This window comes from Micromonospora craterilacus (genome assembly GCF_003236315.1).
GTDB lineage: Bacteria > Actinomycetota > Actinomycetes > Mycobacteriales > Micromonosporaceae > Micromonospora > Micromonospora craterilacus.
The window spans coordinates 1-18126 of sequence record NZ_POTY01000144.1 but is presented as its reverse complement, the minus strand read 5'-3'; the positions used below and the strand labels follow the sequence as shown (position 1 = coordinate 18126).

Annotated in this window: 15 protein-coding genes; 8 read left to right on the top strand and 7 right to left on the bottom strand. The window is 71.7% G+C overall.

Annotated elements, in window-relative coordinates:
- Positions 1–70 precede the first annotated feature (70 nt).
- The 5 genes from C1I95_RS21380 to C1I95_RS21360 form a co-directional block, all read right to left on the bottom strand.
- On the bottom strand, positions 71–1138 hold the full coding sequence (locus tag C1I95_RS21380; RefSeq protein WP_111215908.1) for a succinate dehydrogenase/fumarate reductase iron-sulfur subunit: 1068 nt from the start codon (positions 1136–1138) through the stop codon (positions 71–73).
- Positions 1138–3102: a fumarate reductase/succinate dehydrogenase flavoprotein subunit gene (locus C1I95_RS21375; RefSeq protein WP_111215907.1), complete on the bottom strand. Its 1965-nt coding sequence runs from the start codon at positions 3100–3102 to the stop codon at positions 1138–1140. Before C1I95_RS21375 ends, C1I95_RS21380 begins: the two co-directional genes overlap by 1 nt.
- A gap of 11 nt (positions 3103–3113) precedes the next feature.
- Complete coding sequence (sdhC, locus tag C1I95_RS21370) at positions 3114–3935, bottom strand: succinate dehydrogenase subunit SdhC (protein WP_111215906.1); 822 nt, start codon at positions 3933–3935, stop codon at positions 3114–3116.
- 270 nt (positions 3936–4205) lie between these two features.
- On the bottom strand, positions 4206–5693 hold the full coding sequence (locus C1I95_RS21365; protein ID WP_111215905.1) for a TldD/PmbA family protein: 1488 nt from the start codon (positions 5691–5693) through the stop codon (positions 4206–4208).
- Positions 5690–7126, bottom strand: coding sequence for a TldD/PmbA family protein (locus C1I95_RS21360; protein ID WP_111215904.1), 1437 nt, complete (start codon positions 7124–7126; stop codon positions 5690–5692). Before C1I95_RS21360 ends, C1I95_RS21365 begins: the two co-directional genes overlap by 4 nt.
- A 275-nt stretch (positions 7127–7401) precedes the next feature.
- Here C1I95_RS21360 and C1I95_RS21355 point away from each other — a divergent pair, with 275 nt between their 5' ends.
- The 5 genes from C1I95_RS21355 to C1I95_RS21335 all read left to right on the top strand — a co-directional run bounded on the left by C1I95_RS21355 (position 7402) and on the right by C1I95_RS21335 (position 13355).
- Positions 7402–8436, top strand: a complete 1035-nt coding sequence (locus C1I95_RS21355; protein ID WP_199523845.1) for an ABC transporter ATP-binding protein — start codon at positions 7402–7404, stop codon at positions 8434–8436.
- Positions 8433–9452, top strand: a complete 1020-nt coding sequence (locus C1I95_RS21350; protein ID WP_111215901.1) for an ABC transporter ATP-binding protein — start codon at positions 8433–8435, stop codon at positions 9450–9452. Before C1I95_RS21355 ends, C1I95_RS21350 begins: the two co-directional genes overlap by 4 nt.
- Complete coding sequence (locus tag C1I95_RS21345; protein WP_111215899.1) at positions 9449–10468, top strand: ABC transporter permease; 1020 nt, start codon at positions 9449–9451, stop codon at positions 10466–10468. The genes C1I95_RS21350 and C1I95_RS21345 overlap by 4 nt, the downstream gene beginning before the upstream one ends.
- A gap of 8 nt (positions 10469–10476) precedes the next feature.
- Complete coding sequence (locus C1I95_RS21340; protein WP_111215897.1) at positions 10477–11463, top strand: ABC transporter permease; 987 nt, start codon at positions 10477–10479, stop codon at positions 11461–11463.
- A 149-nt stretch (positions 11464–11612) separates the two neighbouring features.
- Complete coding sequence (locus tag C1I95_RS21335) at positions 11613–13355, top strand: ABC transporter substrate-binding protein (RefSeq protein ID WP_111215896.1); 1743 nt, start codon at positions 11613–11615, stop codon at positions 13353–13355.
- Between the two features lie 51 nt (positions 13356–13406).
- Here the strand turns inward: C1I95_RS21335 and C1I95_RS21330 are convergent, their stop codons facing one another.
- The gene (locus tag C1I95_RS21330) at positions 13407–15551 is read right to left on the bottom strand and encodes a S9 family peptidase (protein ID WP_111215894.1); all 2145 of its coding nucleotides are present in this window, start codon (positions 15549–15551) and stop codon (positions 13407–13409) included.
- Positions 15552–15637: 86 nt separating this feature from the next.
- On the opposite strand from C1I95_RS21330, the gene mshB reads away from it, so the two are divergent.
- The 3 genes from mshB (at position 15638) to C1I95_RS21315 (ending at position 17559) form a co-directional block, all read left to right on the top strand.
- Positions 15638–16564: an N-acetyl-1-D-myo-inositol-2-amino-2-deoxy-alpha-D-glucopyranoside deacetylase gene (mshB, locus tag C1I95_RS21325; protein ID WP_111215892.1), complete on the top strand. Its 927-nt coding sequence runs from the start codon at positions 15638–15640 to the stop codon at positions 16562–16564.
- A gap of 14 nt (positions 16565–16578) precedes the next feature.
- Positions 16579–17016: a hypothetical protein gene (locus tag C1I95_RS21320; RefSeq protein ID WP_111215910.1), complete on the top strand. Its 438-nt coding sequence runs from the start codon at positions 16579–16581 to the stop codon at positions 17014–17016.
- Positions 17017–17094: 78 nt separating this feature from the next.
- On the top strand, positions 17095–17559 hold the full coding sequence (locus C1I95_RS21315) for a hypothetical protein (RefSeq protein ID WP_111215890.1): 465 nt from the start codon (positions 17095–17097) through the stop codon (positions 17557–17559).
- A gap of 169 nt (positions 17560–17728) precedes the next feature.
- Here the strand turns inward: C1I95_RS21315 and C1I95_RS21310 are convergent.
- The coding region (locus tag C1I95_RS21310; RefSeq protein ID WP_146605785.1) for a GNAT family N-acetyltransferase at positions 17729–18126 on the bottom strand (398 nt) is incomplete at its 5' end.

The window sequence follows — 18126 nt, the reverse complement described above, 5'->3', positions numbered from 1 at the left end:
CCTGACCACCCCCGGAGCCCTGTCCCGGCAACGGGACGGGCCGGCGTGGGGCGGAAACGGGGACGGGTGCTCAGTGCTTGTCGTCCTGCTCGGGGTGGGCGAAGTTCAGGTGCTCCGGAGGCAGGGGGAAGGTCACGTCGTCGCCGAACGGCGAGGGTGCCGCCGCCCGGTCGAAGGTGAGTTCCGTCAGCGGCAGCCGGCCGCTCGCGTCGACCGCCGGGGCGGTCGGGTGCGGCACCTCCCGGTGCCAGTTGACGCCCTGCTGGGCCTGCGTCTCCGACCCGGTGTCGTGCGAGCCGCCCGCATGCGAGTGCGTACCGCCGCCCGCCGCGTGGGAGCGCACGGCACCCGGGGAGTGTTCGCTGGTCACGAAGGTCTGAGGCACCTGACCCCTCCGGAAGATTTTGCTACCGAGCCATACGAGTGGATCGTACCTGCGGTCGACGACCCGCTCCTTCATGGGGATGATCCCATTGTCGGTGATCTTGATGTGCTCGGGACAGACCTCGGTGCAGCACTTGGTGATGTTGCAGAAGCCGAGACCCTGTTCGGCCTGTGCGTACTCCTTGCGGTCGCTCTTGGTGTCCAGCGGGTGCATGTCCAGCTCGGCGGCGCGGATGAAGTACCGCGGCCCGGAGAACGCCGGCTTGTTCTCGTCGTGGTCGCGGACCACGTGGCAGACGTTCTGGCACAGGAAACACTCGATGCACTTGCGGAACTCCTGCGACCGCTCCACGTCGACCTGCTGCATCCGGTAGTCACCGGGCGCCACGTCGGCCGGGGGATCGAAGGCCGGCGTCTCCCGCGCCTTCTCGTAGTTGAACGACACGTCGGTGACCAGGTCCCGGATGACCGGGAAGGTCCGCAGCGGGGTCACCGTGACCGTCTCGTTCTCGTCGAACGTCGACATCCGGGTCATGCAGCCGAGCTTGGGCATCCCGTTGATCTCCATCGAACAGGAGCCGCACTTGCCCGCCTTACAGTTCCACCGGCAGGCCAGGTCGGGCGCGTCGGTGGCCTGCAACCGGTGGATCACGTCGAGGACGACCTCGCCCTCGTTCACCTCGACCGTGTAGTCCCGCAGGTCGCCGCCGTCGGCGTCGCCCCGCCAGATCCGGAACTGGCGCTTCGTACCCATCAGCGGTTCTCCTTCTCGGCGGCGCCGGCAGCCCCGCCGGCAGCAGCAGCGTCGGCGGCGGCCAGGGCGTCGAACTCGGCGAGCTCCTCGTCGGTGAGGTACTTGGCCAGTTCCCCGCGGTCGAACAGGCTGATCAACTCGGTGCGCATCTTCGGCAGCGGCTTGCGGTCCAGCCGGACCGTGTCGCCGTCGAGCGAGCAGACCAGGTTGACCCGCCGCCACCCCGGATCCATGGTGGGGAAGTCCTCACGGGTGTGGCCGCCGCGCGACTCCCGGCGCTCCAGCGCCGCCTTGGCGGTGCACTCGGAGACGACCAGCATGTTGCGCAGGTCCAGGGCGAGGTGCCAGCCCGGGTTGTAGCGCCGGCCGCCGGCCGCGCTGACCTTCGCCACCCGCTCGCGCAGCTCGGCCAGCCGGGCCAGAGCGTCCTCCAGCTCGGCCTCCCGCCGGATGATGCCGACCAGATCCCCCATCACCGCCTGGAGGTCCTGCTGCAAGGTGTACGGGTTCTCGCCGGTGTCCCGATGCAGCGGAGCCAGGGCGGTCTCCACCGCGGTCTCCACCTCGCTCACCTCCACCCGGGGCCGCGCGGCGAGCTGGTCGACGTACGTGGCGGCGTGGCCGCCGGCCCGCTTGCCGAAGACCAGCAGGTCGGACAGCGAGTTGCCGCCCAACCGGTTGGAGCCGTGCATGCCGCCGGAGACCTCGCCGGCGGCGAACAGGCCGCGCACCGAGCCGAACGCGGCGCCGCTGTCCGGGTCGACCTCGATGCCACCCATCACGTAGTGGCAGGTCGGGCCGACCTCCATCGGCTCCTTCGTGATGTCGACGTCGGCCAGCCCCTTGAACTGGTGGTGCATCGACGGCAGGCGACGGCGGATCTCCTCGGCCGGCAGCCGGGAGGCGATGTCCAGGTAGACACCGCCGGCCGGCGTACCCCGCCCCGCCTTGACCTCGCTGTTGATCGCCCGGGCGACCTCGTCACGGGGCAGCAACTCCGGCGGGCGCCGGTTGTTGTCCGGGTCGGTGTACCAGCGGTCCGCCTCCTCCTCGGTCTCCGCGTACTGCTTGCGGAAGACGTCGGGGACGTACTCGAACATGAAGCGCTTGCCCTCGGAGTTCTTCAGGACGCCGCCGTCACCGCGTACCGACTCGGTGACCAGGATGCCCTTGACCGAGACCGGCCAGACCATGCCGGTGGGGTGGAACTGGAGGAACTCCATGTTGATCAGGGTCGCCCCGGCCCGCAGCGCCAGCGCGTGACCGTCCCCGGTGTACTCCCAGGAGTTCGAGGTGACCTTGTAGGAGCGGCCGACGCCACCGGTGGCGAGCACCACGGCGGGCGCCTCGAAGAGGACGAACTCGCCGGACTCGCGGTAGTAGCCGAACGCGCCGGCGACCCGGTCGCCGTCGAGCAGCAGCTCGGTGATGGTGGTCTCGGCGAAGACCTTGATCCGTGCGTCGTACGAGCCGTGGTCGCGCTTGTCCTCCTGCTGCAGCGAGACGATCTTCTGCTGGAGGGTACGGATCAACTCCAGGCCGGTCCGGTCGCCGACGTGCGCCAGCCGGGGGTACTCGTGACCGCCGAAGTTGCGCTGGGAGATCTTGCCGTCCTTGGTGCGGTCGAAGAGCGCGCCGTACGTCTCCAGCTCCCAGATCCGCTGCGGCGACTCCTTCGCGTGCAGCTCGGCCATCCGGAAGTTGTTGAGGAACTTGCCGCCGCGCATGGTGTCGCGGAAGTGCACCTGCCAGCTGTCCCGGCTGTTCACGTTCCCCATGGCGGCGGCGGCGCCACCCTCGGCCATCACCGTGTGCGCCTTGCCGAACAGCGACTTGGAGATGATGGCGGTCTTCTTGCCGGCCAGCCTGGCCTCGATCGCCGCGCGCAGGCCGGCGCCGCCGGCCCCGATCACGACGACGTCGTAGTGGTGTCGCTCGATGCGAGTGGTAGTGGTGTTCGTCATGTCAGGGGCCCTTAGTTGATGAACCGCAGGTCGGAGATCCACCCGGCGGCGACGGACATGACGTAGAAGTCGGTCAGCGCCAGCGTGCCGAGGGTGATCCAGGCGAGCTGCATGTGCCGGACGTTCAGCCAGGAGACGAAGGTCCAGGCCCGGTAGCGGACCGGATGCTTGGAGAAGTGCTTCAACCGCCCGCCGATGATGTGCCGGCAGGAGTGGCAGGAGATCGTGTAGCCCCAGAGCATGACCACGTTGCCGAGCAGGATCAGGTTGCCCAGGCCGAACCCGAAGCCCTCGGGGCTGTGGAAGGCCAGGACCGCGTCCCAGGAGTTGATCAGCGAGATGATCACGGCGAAGTAGAAGAAGTACCGGTGCGAGTTCTGCACGATCAGCGGGAACCGGGTCTCGCCACCGTAGGTGGTGTGACCGTCGGGCACCGCGCAGGCCGGCGGCGAGAGCCAGAACGACCGGTAGTACGCCTTGCGGTAGTAGTAGCAGGTGAGCCGGAACAGCAGCAGGAACGGCAGGGTGAACGCGGCGTCCGGGATGATCCACCAGCCGGGGAGGTACTGCCCGAAGTGTGACGCCTCCGGGATGCACCGATCGGTCACGCACGGGGAGTAGAACGGGGTGAGGTAGTGGAACTCCTCGACCCAGTACCACTTGTGCATGAAGACCCGGACCGTCGCGTACGCGATCCACGCGCTGAGCCCGATGACGGTGATCAGCGGTGGGAGCCACCAACGGTCCGTCCGCAACGTCTTCGCCGCGATGGCAGCGCGTGCCCGCGCCCCCCGCGGCCTGTTGGTCGGCGTCGTGGCCGACGATGATGTCATCTCGCGTCGTCTCCCTGACGGGGCCCTTCACGGGCGGCGGAACACTTTCCGATCGGCACGCGGACCGGCGAACCCGCACCCGCTTGCCACGTCATGCGCACACCAACGACCGCCCCGGCGTACCGGAGCAGCTAAGTGACACACGTTACGCCGATCTAGGCGGGCCGTCCGCGCAAGGCAGTGTCCCGTGTGTCCCGCCCTTTGGAAAGCCTCCCGCCATGATCAATATGCGAGCGACCGAAAAAGATCGACAAGCGGTCGATGGCCCGGTCAGCCGGACGCACCCCCGGTGAAGTTCCAGGAGGCCAGCCGCAACGACGGCGCCTCCCACCAGACGCCGTCCTCGCGGTCCGGCTGGCGTACCGCGCGCCGACCCACCTCCAGCACCGCGCCGGGCCCGAGCGCTCGCGGGTACGACTCGGTGAAGCGCAGGTCGCGGACCGCCCGGGTGACCCGACCGTCCTCGATCAGCCACAGCCCGTTGCGGGTCAGGCCGGTGATGACCAGACTCTTCGGATCGAGCACCCGGGTATACCAGAGGTCGCTGACCAGCAGGCCCCGCTGCACCCGGGAAACCAGGGCGGCGGTGTCCGGATCGGCCACCGCGCCGGCCAGCGGCGCCGCCGGGCCACCGCCGCCCGGCAGGCCGGCACCCGCCGTGCCCGTGCCACCTGCCGCTCCTGTGCTGCCTACCGCGCCCGTGCTGGCTGTGCCCGCCGTGCCGGACGGGACGAGGCGCAGGTTGCGCGGGATCGGGCCGAAGGTGGGGCTGCCGGCCCAGGCGTGGCCGGTGGACTCGGCGCCCACCTCGGCGGCGCTACGCCGGTCGTGTGCCACCGCGGTCGTGGTGCCGGCGTCCACCAGGGTCAACATCCGGGTCGGCGTGCCCTCCAGGTCGAACGGCAGCCCGGCGGCACCGAGCGGGTCGTCGACCAGGGTCACCGCCGGATCGAGCTGGGCCACGCCGGGTTCTGCGAACGACTGCCGCTCGGCGTACCGCTTGCCGTTGAAGCCGAACCAGGAGAGGTTCTGCAGCAGGTCGGCGACGGCGGCCGGTTCCAGCACCACCGGGTAGCGCCCGGGTGCCAGCTCTACCGGGTCGGCCGCGGCCCGGGCCTTCGCCGCAGCCCGCCGCCCGAGACCGGCACCGTCGAGATCGGCCAGCCGGTCGACGCTGAGCCGGGCCGTGCCGTCCGCACCACCGGCCCGGGCGATCCCGTCCATCGCTGCCTCGGCCGTGCGGCCCTGGGCCACCTGCCCGGCCGAGTTGGCGAACGCCGCCGCCCCGAACGCCGTGCGACAGTAGCCGGCGGTCTCCAGCCCGCCGGCCGCGTCGACGAACGCCCGGACCAGGGCGGCCCGCTCGTCCGGCCCGGCGTACGCGGTGGCCGCGTCCCACTCCGCCGAGGTCGGTGCCGGCATCGGCGGCGTGAGCCCCGGCCAGGCCAGATCGGGTGGGGTGAACCGGGTCGCCGCCAGCACCCGCTCCACCAGTGCACGCAGCCCGTCGGCGGTGACCGTGCTGCCACCGCCGGCGGCGGTGCGTCCGTCGGCATGCACCCGCAGCCGGACGTCCACGGCGGACTCGGCGACGTTCTGGTGGATCGCAGAGTTGGCGAACCGGGTCAACGCCAGCTCGGCGCGGGTCACCACCACCTCGGCCTGCGCGCTCGCCCCGGCCAACCGGGCGACGAGTTCCACCACCTGCGCGGCGATGTCCAGCTCCGGGCGGTCAGCCCGGGCCACCTCCGCGGTCATGCCCGCACCCCCACCCGGACGTTGCGGAACCGGGCCGGCGCGGCCGGGTGGCCGGTGTGCCCGACCTGGCCGGGCTGACCCTTGCCGCAGTTCGGTGTGCCCCACGAAATGATCTCCGACGAGAGCATGTCCATCGAGCGCCAGAACAGCGGGCCGATGCCGGTGTACGTCGGGTTGCGCAGCATCCGCCGCCGCCGGCCGTTGCGGATCTCCCACCCGATCTCGCAACCGAACTGGAAGTTCAGCCGCTTGTCGTCGATGGACCAGGAGCGGTTGACGTCCATCAGCACCCCCTCGTCGGTGGCGGCGACGATCTCCTCAAGGGTGTGCGGGCCGGGCTCCAGGCCCACGTTGGTCATCCGGACCATCGGCAGCCGCGCCCAGCCGTCGGCGCGTACGCTGCCGCCGTAGTCCAGGCCGGCGACGGCGGCCGAATCCCGCCCGGCCAGCACGCCCACCCACCGCCCGGCGCGCACCGCGTCGCGCTTGACCGCCGGTGAGCCCTCGTCGTCGTAGCCGAAACTGCCCAGCGCGCCCGGGATGGTCGGGTCGATGGTGATGTTCATCAGCTCCGAGCCGTAGCGCAGCGAGCCGAGCTGGGCCAGATCCAGCCACGAGGTGCCGGCGAAGGCCGCCTCCCAGCCGAGGATGCGATCCAACTCGATGGCGTGCCCGACCGACTCGTGGATCTGCAACGCCAACTGCTCGCCGCCCAGGATCAGGTCGGTCTCGCCGGCCGGGCAGAGCGGCGCGGTCAGCAGCGCCCGCGACTCCTCGGCGATGCGCGCCGCGTGGGCCGTCAGGTCGAGTGAGTCGACCAGCTCCCAGCCGGTGGTGCCGTACTGGCCGCGATAGCTCGGCCAGGACCGGCGTTGGGTCTCGCCGTCGCCGATCGAGGTGGCCGAGATGCCGCCACCGCACTCGCGGATGTGCTGGTCGATCCGGTGACCCTCGCTGGAGACGAACCACTTCGTGGTGTCCCAGACCTGGTAGAGCCCCTCGGCGAGGTCGGCGCCGTGGTCGGCCATCGTGCGGGTGGCGGCCACCAGCAGATCGCCCTTGCTGGCCAGGGAGACGCCGAGCGGGTCCAGCTCGCAGGGCGAGGACCAGCTAGCCGTTACCGGCGGGGAGGGGACCAGGTCGACGGGCGGCCCGGGGACCAGGCCACTCGCGGTGGCGATCCGGGCCGCGCGGTGGCCGGCATCGCGGGCCGCCCGGTCGGACAGCTCCGGTACGGCGTGGAAGCCCCAGCTCGACCCGACCAGCGCGCGTACGCCCAGCCCGACGCTCTCGTCCTGGGTCAGCGCCTCGACCTCGCCGTTGCGGGCCGACATCGACTCGTATCGCCGCTGCATCACCCGGGCGTCGGCGTACCGGGCACCTGCGTCCAGCGCGGCCTGCACGGCGGCACCGGCCGCGTCGAACTCGCTCATTGGTGCACCCCGCTGCGCCCCGCGCCGCCGTGAGTCATCCTGCGCCGCTGATTCGCTCGCCCATGGCCCGACCCTAGGCGAGTGCACCGACATCCGTCAGGCGAGCAGATCCTCCGGCCGCACCCTTCGTGCGACGGGCGTGGTAGCGGCGGCCGCGGGTGGTGCGTCGAGAGCGGATCATGGGATCCTGTCCGGGCGACCGGGATCTGTAGCTTATTTTCAGCTTCGCGGTTCTGCTGTAGTTTCCCTTCGTCGGGGTGCGGAGGGAGGCGGTCGTGGACCCTTACCTGCGGGTGGACGACCTCCGGGTGGGCTTCACCACCACCGACGGCGTGGTGCGCGCGGTCGACGGGGTGTCGTTCTCGGTCGAGCGCGGACGCACCCTCGGTGTGGTCGGCGAGTCCGGCTCGGGAAAGAGCGTCACCGCGCTGGCCGTCCTCGGCCTGCACGACCCCCGGCGGGCCACCGTCACCGGCGAGATCACCCTCGGTGGGCGCCCGCTGGTCGGTCGGCCGGAGGCGGAGGTACGCCGGCTGCGCGGCCGGGACATGGCGATGATCTTCCAGGACCCGCTGTCGGCGCTGCATCCGTACTACCCGGTGGGCCGGCAGATCGCCGAGGCGTACCGGGTGCACCATCCCCGGGCCGGGCGGGCCGAGGCGCGCCGGCGGGTGGTGGAGATGCTGGGCCGGGTCGGGATCCCGCAGCCGGAGCGGCGTCACGACCAGTACCCGCACGAGTTCTCCGGCGGCATGCGGCAGCGGGCGATGATCGCGATGGCGCTGGTGAACGACCCGGAACTGCTGATCGCCGACGAGCCGACCACGGCGCTGGACGTCACCGTGCAGGCGCAGATCCTGGACCTGCTGGCCGACCTGCAGGCCGAGTTCGGCACGGCGATCGTCCTGATCACCCACGACCTGGGCGTGGTCAGCCAGGTCGCCGACGACGTGCTGGTGATGTACGCCGGCCGGGCGGTGGAGCAGGGCAGCGTCGAGCAGGTGCTACGCCAGCCGCAGCACCCGTACACCTGGGGGTTGCTGTCCAGCGTGCCGTCGTTGCACGGCGACGCCGACGCGGACCTGAAGCCGATCCCGGGCAATCCGCCGAGCCTGATCGACGTGCCGGCCGGCTGCGCCTTCCACCCGCGCTGCCGGTACGCCGAGCAGACCGGCGGCCGGTGCCGCACCGAGCTGCCTGAGCTGCGCCCGGCCGGGGCGTCCGGGCACCGGGTCGCCTGCCATCTGGCCACCGAGGACCGCATCCGGAGCTACGCCGAGGACGTCGCCCGGGTGGGGGTGGCCCGGTGAGCGAGTCGCTGCTGCGGGTACGCGGGCTGACCAAGCACTTCCCGGTACGCGGCGGTCTGCGCCGCGCGGGCCTGGTACGCGCGGTGGACGGGCTGGACTTCGCGGTGCGGGCGGGCGAGACACTGGGCCTGGTGGGCGAGTCCGGCTGCGGCAAGACCACCACCGGCCGGATGCTCGTGCGGTTGCTGGAGCCGACCGGCGGCAGCATCGAGTTCGCCGGGCGCGACATCACCCACGCCGGCCGCCGCGAGTTGCGCCCGCTGCGGTCGGATCTACAGATCATCTTCCAGGATCCGTACGCCTCGCTGAATCCCCGTCACACGGTCGGCCGGATCATCGCGATGCCGTTGGAGGTCAACGGGATCACCCCGCCCGGCGGGACGAATGCCCGGGTACGGGAGCTGATGGAGCTGGTCGGCCTGAACCCGGAGCACTACAACCGGTACCCACACGAGTTCTCCGGGGGCCAGCGCCAGCGCGTCGGCATCGCGCGGGCGCTGGCGCCGGGGCCCCGGCTGGTGGTGGCCGACGAGCCGGTCTCCGCGCTGGACGTCTCGATCCAGGCCCAGGTGGTCAACCTGCTGCGGGACCTGCAACGCGAGCTGGGCCTGGCCTTCGTCTTCATCGCCCACGACCTGGCCGTGGTCCGGCACTTCTGCCAGCGGGTCGCGGTGATGTACCTCGGCCGGATCGTCGAGATCGGCGATCGGGACGACATCTACGAACGCCCGCAGCACCCGTACACCCGGGCGCTGCTGTCAGCCGTGCCGGACGTCACCCGGCTCGGTCCGGCCGGGCGGATCCGGCTCTCCGGCGACGTGCCCACCCCGCTCGACCCGCCGTCGGGCTGCCGGTTCCGCAGCCGCTGCCCGGCGGCACGCGACCGGTGCGCGGCCGAGGAGCCGGCGCTCGTCCGGCGCGACGGCGGTAACCAGGCCATCGCCTGCCACTTCCCCGAGTCGGGGCCGCTCGGCGCGATGCCGGCGAACGGGACGGACGCAGAGGTGCCGGCGTGAGCCTGTCGCCGGTGGACGGTGCGGCGCTGGCCGAGATCGAGTCCGGCGGGGCGGCCGGGGCGGAAGCCGGGGTCTCCCGGGAACGGCGGATCGTCGGCCGTTCGCCCGGGCAGCTCGCCTGGCTGCGGCTGCGCCGCGACCGCACCGCGCTGGTCAGCGGGGCGATGCTGGTCCTGTTCGTGCTGGTGGCGCTCGCCGCTCCGCTGATCGAGTTGGCCTACGGCATCGGCCCACGGGACCAGTTCCAGAGCAAGCTGGACGGGTTCGGCATGCCGCTCGGCTACGCCGGGGGCGTCTCCGGCGACCACTTCTTCGGGCTGGAACCCGGGCTGGGGCGGGACATCTTCATCCGCCTCGTCCACGGCCTGCGTACGTCGTTGTTCATCGCCTTCGCGGCGGCGGTGCTCACCGCCGTGATCGGCGTGGTGCTCGGCACGCTGGCCGGCTATCTGGGTGGCTGGCTGGATGCGGTGGTCAACTGGATCACCGATCTGACCCTCGCCCTGCCCTTCCTGGTCATCGCGCTCGCCCTGACCCCGACGCTGACCCTGCGCTTCTACGGCCAGCGGGACGCGGTGCCGCCGGCCTTCGGGATCGGGGTGCTGATCGCGATCTTCGCCGTCTTCGGCTGGACCAGCACCGCCCGGCTGGTCCGCGGCCAGGTGATCGCACTGCGCGAGCGGGAGTTCGTGGAGGCGGCCCGGGCCAGCGGGGCGGGGCTCGGCCACATGCTGTTCCGGCAGTTGCTGCCGAACACCTGGGCCCCGATCCTGGTGTCCTTCTCGCTCGCGGTGCCGCAGTTCATCACCAGCGAGGCGGCGCTGTCGTTCATCGGTGTCGGGCTGACCGAGGAGACCCCGAGCTTCGGCCGGATGATCTACCAGAGCCTGGACTACCTCCAGACCGACCCGGCGTTCGTCTTCTTCCCTGGCGTCACCATTTTCGCGCTGGTGTTCGCCTTCAACCTGTTCGGGGATGCGCTACGCGACGCGCTCGACCCGAAGTCGTCGAGGTAGGGAGCCCGGTGGCGCGTTTCCTGGTCAAGCGGACCCTCTCGGCGGTGCTCACCCTCTTCGCGGTCAGCATGCTGACCTTCCTGATGTTCTTCGCGCTGCCGCGTGACCCGGTCAGCGGCATGTGCCCGAAGAACTGCAACCCGGAGCGGTTGGAGCGGGTGCGCCAGGAGTTGGGCCTACGCGATCCGCTGGTGAGCCAGTACGCGGGCTACATGAAGGGCATCGTCACCGGGCGGGATCTGGGCAGCGCCCAGGGTGGCCGTTGTGACGCGCCGTGCCTGGGCTGGTCGTACGTGAACAACGAGGCGGTCACCGACACGCTCGCCCGGGTACTGCCGGTGACGGCGAGCATCGTCATCCCGGCGGCGATCCTGTGGCTGCTGCTCGGTGTGGGTCTGGGCATGGTCTCCGCGCTGCGTCGGGGCACCTGGCTGGACCGGGCGGCGATCGGCTTCTCGCTCACCGGGGCCTCGTTGCAGCTGTACTTCGTCGGCGCGGTGCTGCTGCTGGTCTTCGTCTACACGCTGCGCTGGTTGCCGGTGCCGGGTTACACGTCGCTGTTCGAGGATCCGGTGCGCTGGGCGAGTGGGTTGGTGCTCGCCTGGGTGTCGTTGGCGTTCCTGTTCTCCGCGATCTACGCCCGGCTGTTCCGGGCCCAGATGCTGGAGACGCTGAGCGAGGACTTCGTCCGGACCGCGCGGGCCAAGGGCCTGAGCCGGACGAGGGTGTACGGGCGGCACGCGTTGCGCGCGGCGATCACACCGGTGGTGACCGTGGCCGGATTGGACGTGGGCGCGGCGCTCGGCGGCACGGTGATCACCGAGACGACCTTCGGCATCCAGGGGCTCGGCCGGACGGCGGTCGAGGCCGTACGCGCCGGTGACCTGCCGACCATCATGGCCACGGTGCTGGTCGCGGCGGTCTTCGTGGTGCTGGCGAACGTGCTGGTGGACCTGCTCTACGCGGCCATCGACCCACGGGTCCGGCTCGGCTGAATCGGGTGGGCCGGCTGGATCCCGGGGTGCGCCGACCGGCTGCTGGCGGAATTTATCGACGACTGTTACATGTCTCGAAGGTTTTCTTCCTTTACGATCCTCGGGACGCCGGTGTCCGGCCGGCGGCACCTGGGTGAAGGAGGTAGCGGATGAGACCACGCGTGGCGGCTGCGGCGGGTGGCGCGATCGCACTGCTGGTAGCCCTGGGAGCCTGCACGAAGAACACCGGCGAAGGCGCCAGTGTGGACACCGAACGGCAGCAGACCGGAGTCATCGCCACCGACCCCAAGGACTCGATGGGGCCGGCCCCAGCGGTGGACGGTGCCCAGGCCGGGGGAACCTTCACCGTCATCCGGGAGACCCCCATCTCCCACCTGGACCCGCAGCGGACGTACTCCTTCGCCGGCCTGATGGCCGCGCCGCTGTTCGCGCGCTTCCTCACCACCTGGAAGGACGACGGCAAGGGCAACCTGGTCCTGGTCGGCGACCTGGCCGAGACGCCGGGCAGCAACGTCAACGACGACTGCAAGGTCTGGGAGTTCAAGATCAAGGATGGGGTCAAGTTCGAGGACGGCCGGCCGGTCACCGCGAAGGAGATCGCGTACGGCATCGCCCGTTCCTTCGACCCGGACCTCAGCGGCGGCCCCACCTACCTCCAGGAGTGGCTGGCCGACACCCCGCAGTACGACACCAGGTGGGACTTCAAGGCCAACCGCTCAGCGCTGCCGCCCGGCCTGACCACGCCGGACGACCGCACCCTGCGCTTCGAGTTCGCCAAGCCCCGCTGCGACCTGCCGTTCGCGGTGTCGCTGCCGGCCACCGCGCCACTGCCGCCGGACAAGGACACCGGGGTCAACCTCGGCAACGCGCCCTTCTCGTCCGGGCCGTACAAGGTCACCCGGTACCAGGCGGGCGTCGAGATCGTGATGGAGCGCAACGAGCACTGGGATCCGGACACCGACCCGGTACGCCACCAGTACCCGGACCGGTTCGTCTGGAGCTTCGGCCCGACCCCCGACGCCGCGGCCAACCGGGTGATCGCCGACAACGGCGCCGACCAGAGCGCGCTGTCGTGGAACTACGTGCCCGCCTCGCTGGTGGCCCGGGTCGCGGGCGACGCGGCGCTGCGGCCCCGGACCGTCCTGTCCCCGACGCCCAGTGCCAACCAGCTGGTCATCAACAACCAGCGGGTCACCGACCTGAAGGTGCGCCAGGCCCTCAACTACGCCGTCGACCGGGAGGGTCTGGTCAAGGTGCTGGGCGGGCAGAACATCGCCGCGCCGATGACCACGCTGATGCCGTCGGCCACCATCGGCTACCAGGCGTACGACGCGTACCCGGCGGGACCGAACGGCGATCCGGAGAAGGCGCGGGAACTGCTCGGCGGGCAGACCCCGGAGCTGGTCCTCGGCGCGGCCGACAGCTCGGTCGAGCAGCAGGTGGCGACGCAGCTCAAGGGCAACCTGGAGCGGGCCGGATTCAAGATCACGATTCGGAACATCCCGGACGACGCCAAGCTCGAAGAGATCAAGAAGAAGGACAACCCCTGGGACCTGTACCTCGGCTCCTGGGCCGCCGACTGGCCGAGCGGCGCGTCGATCCTGCCGGTGCTCTACGACGGTCGCAGCATCAAGGCCGAGGGCAACAGCAACCAGGCGTACTTCAACGACCCCGCGATCAACGCCGAGTTCGACCGGATCCTCACCCTGTCCCCGGCCGAGCAGGGCCCGGAGTGGGCGAAACTCGATGAGCGGATCATGAAGGAGCACGCCCCGGTGGTCCCGCTCTACGTCGACGTGGCGTACCTGGTGCACGGCTCGAAGGCCGGCGGGGTCTTCGTCTCCAGCGTCTTCGGCTACCCGTCCTTCGTCAACGCCCACCTGAAGCCCTGATGTAAGGAAGGGCACCTTCTTAACGCCTCGTGCATAGGAAGGGGCCCTTCCTTACATCAGGTGGGTGCGGAGGAAATCCAGTTCCAGGCGGAGGAGGCGTTCGGCTAGGCCACCGGCGGCCATGTGGGTGGCGCCGGTCAGCGGGAGCACCGAGTGCGGCCGGCCGGTGGCCAGCAGCGCTGCCGACAGCCGAAGCGTGTGCGCCGCCACCACGTTGTCGTCGACCATGCCGTGCACCAGCAGCAGCGGCCGGGCCTGCGCCGGATCGGTGATCGGCTCGGCGGCCAACTCCACCAGCGAGTGGTGCGCGTACACGTCCATGCCGTCGTCCGGCAGGCCGAGATAGCGCTCGGTGTACGCGGTGTCGTACAGGGTCCAGTCGGTGACCGGCGCCCCGGCGATCCCGCACCGGAACAGCTCCGGATGGCGCAGCACCGCCAGCCCGGCCAACCACCCGCCGAACGACCAGCCCCGCACCCCGACCCGGCCGAGGTCCAGGTCCGGGTGCTTGTCGGCGAGCGCGGCGAGCGCCTCCACCTGGTCCTGCAGGATCACGTCGGCCACCCGCCGGTGGATGGCCTTCTCGAAGGACGGGGCGACGCCCGGCGTACCCCGGTTGTCGACCACCACCACCGCGAAGCCGGCGTCGGCCCACCATTGCCGCTCCAGCCAGGCCGACCGCGCGGCGAGCACCTCCTGGTGCCCCGGCCCGCCGTAGACGTCCAGCAGCACCGGCAGCCGCCGGCCGGTGACGTGGTTGTCCGGGTAGAGCACGGCCGAGGGCAGCCGCCGGTCGGTCACCCGTTCCAGCAGCGGCAGCGGGGAGTACCTCGGGGTGGCGGCCAGCGAGCGCAGCGGGCCCACCTCGCGGTCGCCCTGCCGCACCGTCCACCGGATGCCCGCGTGGTCCAGCGAGGCGCTGCCGGTGACCAACACGTCGCCGCCGACCGCGGCGGCGTGCCAGCCCGGGTCGGTGGTGAGCCGGCGGGCGTCGACGCCACCACCGATGCTGGTCCGCACCCGGAACAGGTGCTGCTCGCTCGGCTCGCCGTCGCTGGCCTCCACCAGCAGGTCCGCCGGGCCGGTGGCGGCGGCCAGCCGGCCGACCACCCGGCGTACGTACAGCGAGGGCGGGGTGAGCAGGGTGCCGTCGGCGAACAGGCAGCGCGCGTCGTACCCGTCGTGGGCCAGCTCGCCGCCGACCAGCACCCGCCCGTCGGGCAGGTGCGCGGGCGTACCCGGGATCGGCTCCACCCAGCGCGGGTCGGCCAGTTCGGCGTGCACCTGGGTCTCCCCGGTGCGCGGGTCGACGGCGAGCACCAGCCCGTGCTGCTGCGAGCGGCGCAGCACGGTGATCAGCGGGGCGCCCTCGGCCCAGTGCACCGCGGTCAGGTACGGATAGGTCTCCCGGTCCCAGTGCACGTCGACCCAGCCGCCGTCGAGGTCGAGCAGGTGCAGGCTGACCTCCGCGTTCGGCCCGCCCGACGCCGGGTACGCGACGCTGACCGGCGGGCTCTCCGGCTGCGCCGGGTCGTGCAGGTGCCAGCGGGGCAGCCGGGACTCGTCGACCCGGGCGGCCAGCACCGACCGCCCGTCCGGTGCCCACCAGTACCCGCGATGCCGCCCGAACTCCTCCGCCGCGATGTGCTCGGCCAGCCCCCAGACCACCCCGGAGTCCTCGCCGGCGAGGATCGTGTCGGTGCCGTCGATGTCCACCACCCGCAGCTGGCCCCGGCGTACTCCCTCGGCGACGTCGGTCACGTACGCCAGCCGTTGGCCGGTCGGGTCGGGGCGGGGATCCAGCACCGGCCCGGCGGCCGGCACCTCGATCACGTCACCGTGCACCAGGTCGGCCCGGAACAGCCGGCCGGCCAGCGCGAACACCGCCACCCGACCGGCGCCGTCGAGGGCGTACGAGGCGATGCCCGAGGCGCTCAGCCGCAGCCGCTCGCGGCGGGCCCGTTCCCCGGGGCTGAGCGCGTCGGGGTCGGCGTCCGCGCCGAGCAGGGTGGCCGGACAGGCGACCAGGCGCTCCTCGCCGGTCGCGACGTCCAGCAGCCAGAGCGCGTCGGCCGGGTCCTCAGGTCCGGCGGAGCGCAGAAAGACCACCCGGGCCCCGTCGTCGGCCACGGAGACGGCGCGCGGCGCCCCGTGGCTGAACCGGCGGGTGCGGGCGGCCAGCTCGGGAAAGTCCACAGGCCAGATCGTAGGCCGGTGCCGAGTGCGATGTGACCGACCTGGGCGGACGCGTCGGGGCCGGTACGGAAGAACTGCCGGTTAGAGTGACCGTCGTGACGACGCTGCCTGACCGCCGCCTGCTGCTGGTCCACGCGCACCCCGATGACGAGTCCATCGGCACCGGCTCGACCATGGCCCACTATGCGGCCGCCGGTGCCCACGTCACCCTGGTCACCTGCACGCTGGGCGAGGAGGGCGAGATCCACGTACCGGAGCTGGCCGGTCTCGCCGCCGCCGAGGCGGACCAGCTCGGCGGGTACCGGATCGCCGAACTGGCCGCGGCCTGCGCGGAGCTCGGCGTCACCGACCACCGCTTCCTCGGCGGCGCGGGGCGCTACCGCGACTCGGGCATGATGGGCCTGCCGACCAACGGGCATCCCCGGGCGTTCTGGCGGGCGGACCTGGACGAGGCCGCCGGGTACCTGCTGGAGGTCATCCAGGAGGTACGCCCCCAGGTGGTGATCACCTACGACGACAACGGCTTCTACGGCCACCCCGACCACATCCAGGCACACCGGGTGGCGATGCGGGCGGTCGAGCTGGCCGCCCGCGAGGGTCTCGCCCCGGCGAAGGTCTACTGGACGGCGATGCCGCAGAGCGTCCTGGAGGCGGGCATGACGCACTTCGAGGAGGCGTCGGACAACCCCTTCGCCGGCATCTCCGACGCGACAGAGCTGCCGTTCTGCACGCCGGACAAGGAGATCGCGGCGCGGATCGACGCCACCGACCAGCACGTCGCCAAGGAGGCGGCGATGCGGGCGCACGCCACCCAGATCCCCGCCACCTCCTGGCTCTACTCGATCGCCGGCAACTTCGGCGCCGAGTTCATGGGCGTGGAGTACTTCACCCTGGCGGTGGGGACGAAGGGGCCGGGCGGCGGCCCGTACGGCTGGGAGTCGGACCTGTTCGCCGGGCTGGACGTCGCCGCCGGTCCAGATCGCGCGCCGGTCAGCTCGGCCGGTCACCGGTGACCCTGCCCACCGCGATGTCGGTCGCCCCGCAGGAGCAGGATCCGCCGCCGCCCGTGCGGGCGTGGCGGCGGCCCGTCGACGTCGGGTTGCGGGTGGTCGGCGGGCTGGTCGCGTTCGTCGCCGGGGCGGCGACGGCGGTGCTGGAGCTGCTGCTCGCCCCGCTGCGCTTCGGCGGCTACCTGGTCGGGGCGGCGGTGCTGGTGGCCGTGGTCGCGAACATCGCGTTGAGCTGGTTCGCCGTCGAGGCGGTCGGCCGTCGCTGGGCGGTGGCGCTGCCGGCGGTGCCGTGGGTGGTGATCATGGTGGCCGCCGCCGACCGGACCACCGAGGGCGACGTGCTGCTCGTCGGCAACTGGGTGGGGCTCACCCTGGTGGTGGCCGGTGCGATGACCTTCGCGGTGATGGCGTTCCGTTCGATCGTGGCCCTGCCACCGGCTCCCGGCCGGTACTGACGACGCCCGGCTACGGGTGGTAGACATTCCTGCCAGGAGGCTCGCCATCGGGGCGGGCGGTACGGCGGGAGGCGTGCGATGGGGGAGCGGTGGCGTGCGGTCGGGGTACTCGCGATCGCGCTGTTCGCGGTCAACGTGGTCGCCCGGCTGGTCATCCGGTTCGGCTTCGACGGTGACGACACCGCTGAGGCACGGGTGTCGCTCGGGATGTTCGTGGCGATCGGGTTGATCCTGGCCGGTGTCGCCTTCACCTGGGGCCGGCAGCGCCCGGTCGCCCGGTGGGCCGGTGAGGTCGCCACCGCGATCGGCATCGCGCTCGGGTTGACCGTGCTGATCGGGCCGCTGGTGACCGGCAGCAACCCGTTCGCCGGTGGTAGCGCCACATTCTTCGCGCAGATCGCGTTCTACCTCGTGGCGACCACCGCCGGGGTGTTCCTGGGGTACCTGCTGCTCACCGCGTTGGGCCTCGACCACCGCTCGCGGAGCCTCAAGCGGTACGCCGAGACCAGCGCGGCCAAGCCCCGCCGGATCGTCCGCCGCTGACCGTGGCGCGCCGCCGCATCATCGGCGGCGACTCTGTGGGTGCTCGGTCTGAATGCGGTTGCTCGATCCAGGATCGAGTGGCCTCACCGCGGCTTCCAAGCCACTCGATCCCGGATCGAGCACGATCTTGCCCCGCGTCGGCCCGTGTCTCGGCCTCGGTGCCGACGGGTCAGTGCGGCGCGACGCGGGTCAGGTAGGTGTGGTGGGTGGTGAAACCCAGCTTGCGGTAGAGCGCGACCGCGGCGGCGTTGCTCTGCTCCACCTGGAGGAACGCATCGGTCGCCCCAGCGTCGGCGGCCCACTCGGCGAGCGCCCGGATCAGCTGGGCGGCCAGTCCCTGCCGGCGTGCGGCGGGCAGCACCTCGATCAGGCACAACCCGAGCCAGCGCCCCTGGCCGGTCACCGTCCCACGGCCAGTCGCGACGAGCGCGCCGTCGGCGTACACGTGGGCGAAGCGGACCTGGTCCACGGCGGTGAGTACGTGCCGAGCGGCGTCCGGCAGCCCGCCCTTGCGGCCGGCCGTCACCGCGAGCCAGTCCGCCGACGGCGTGGTCGCCAGCTCGACCA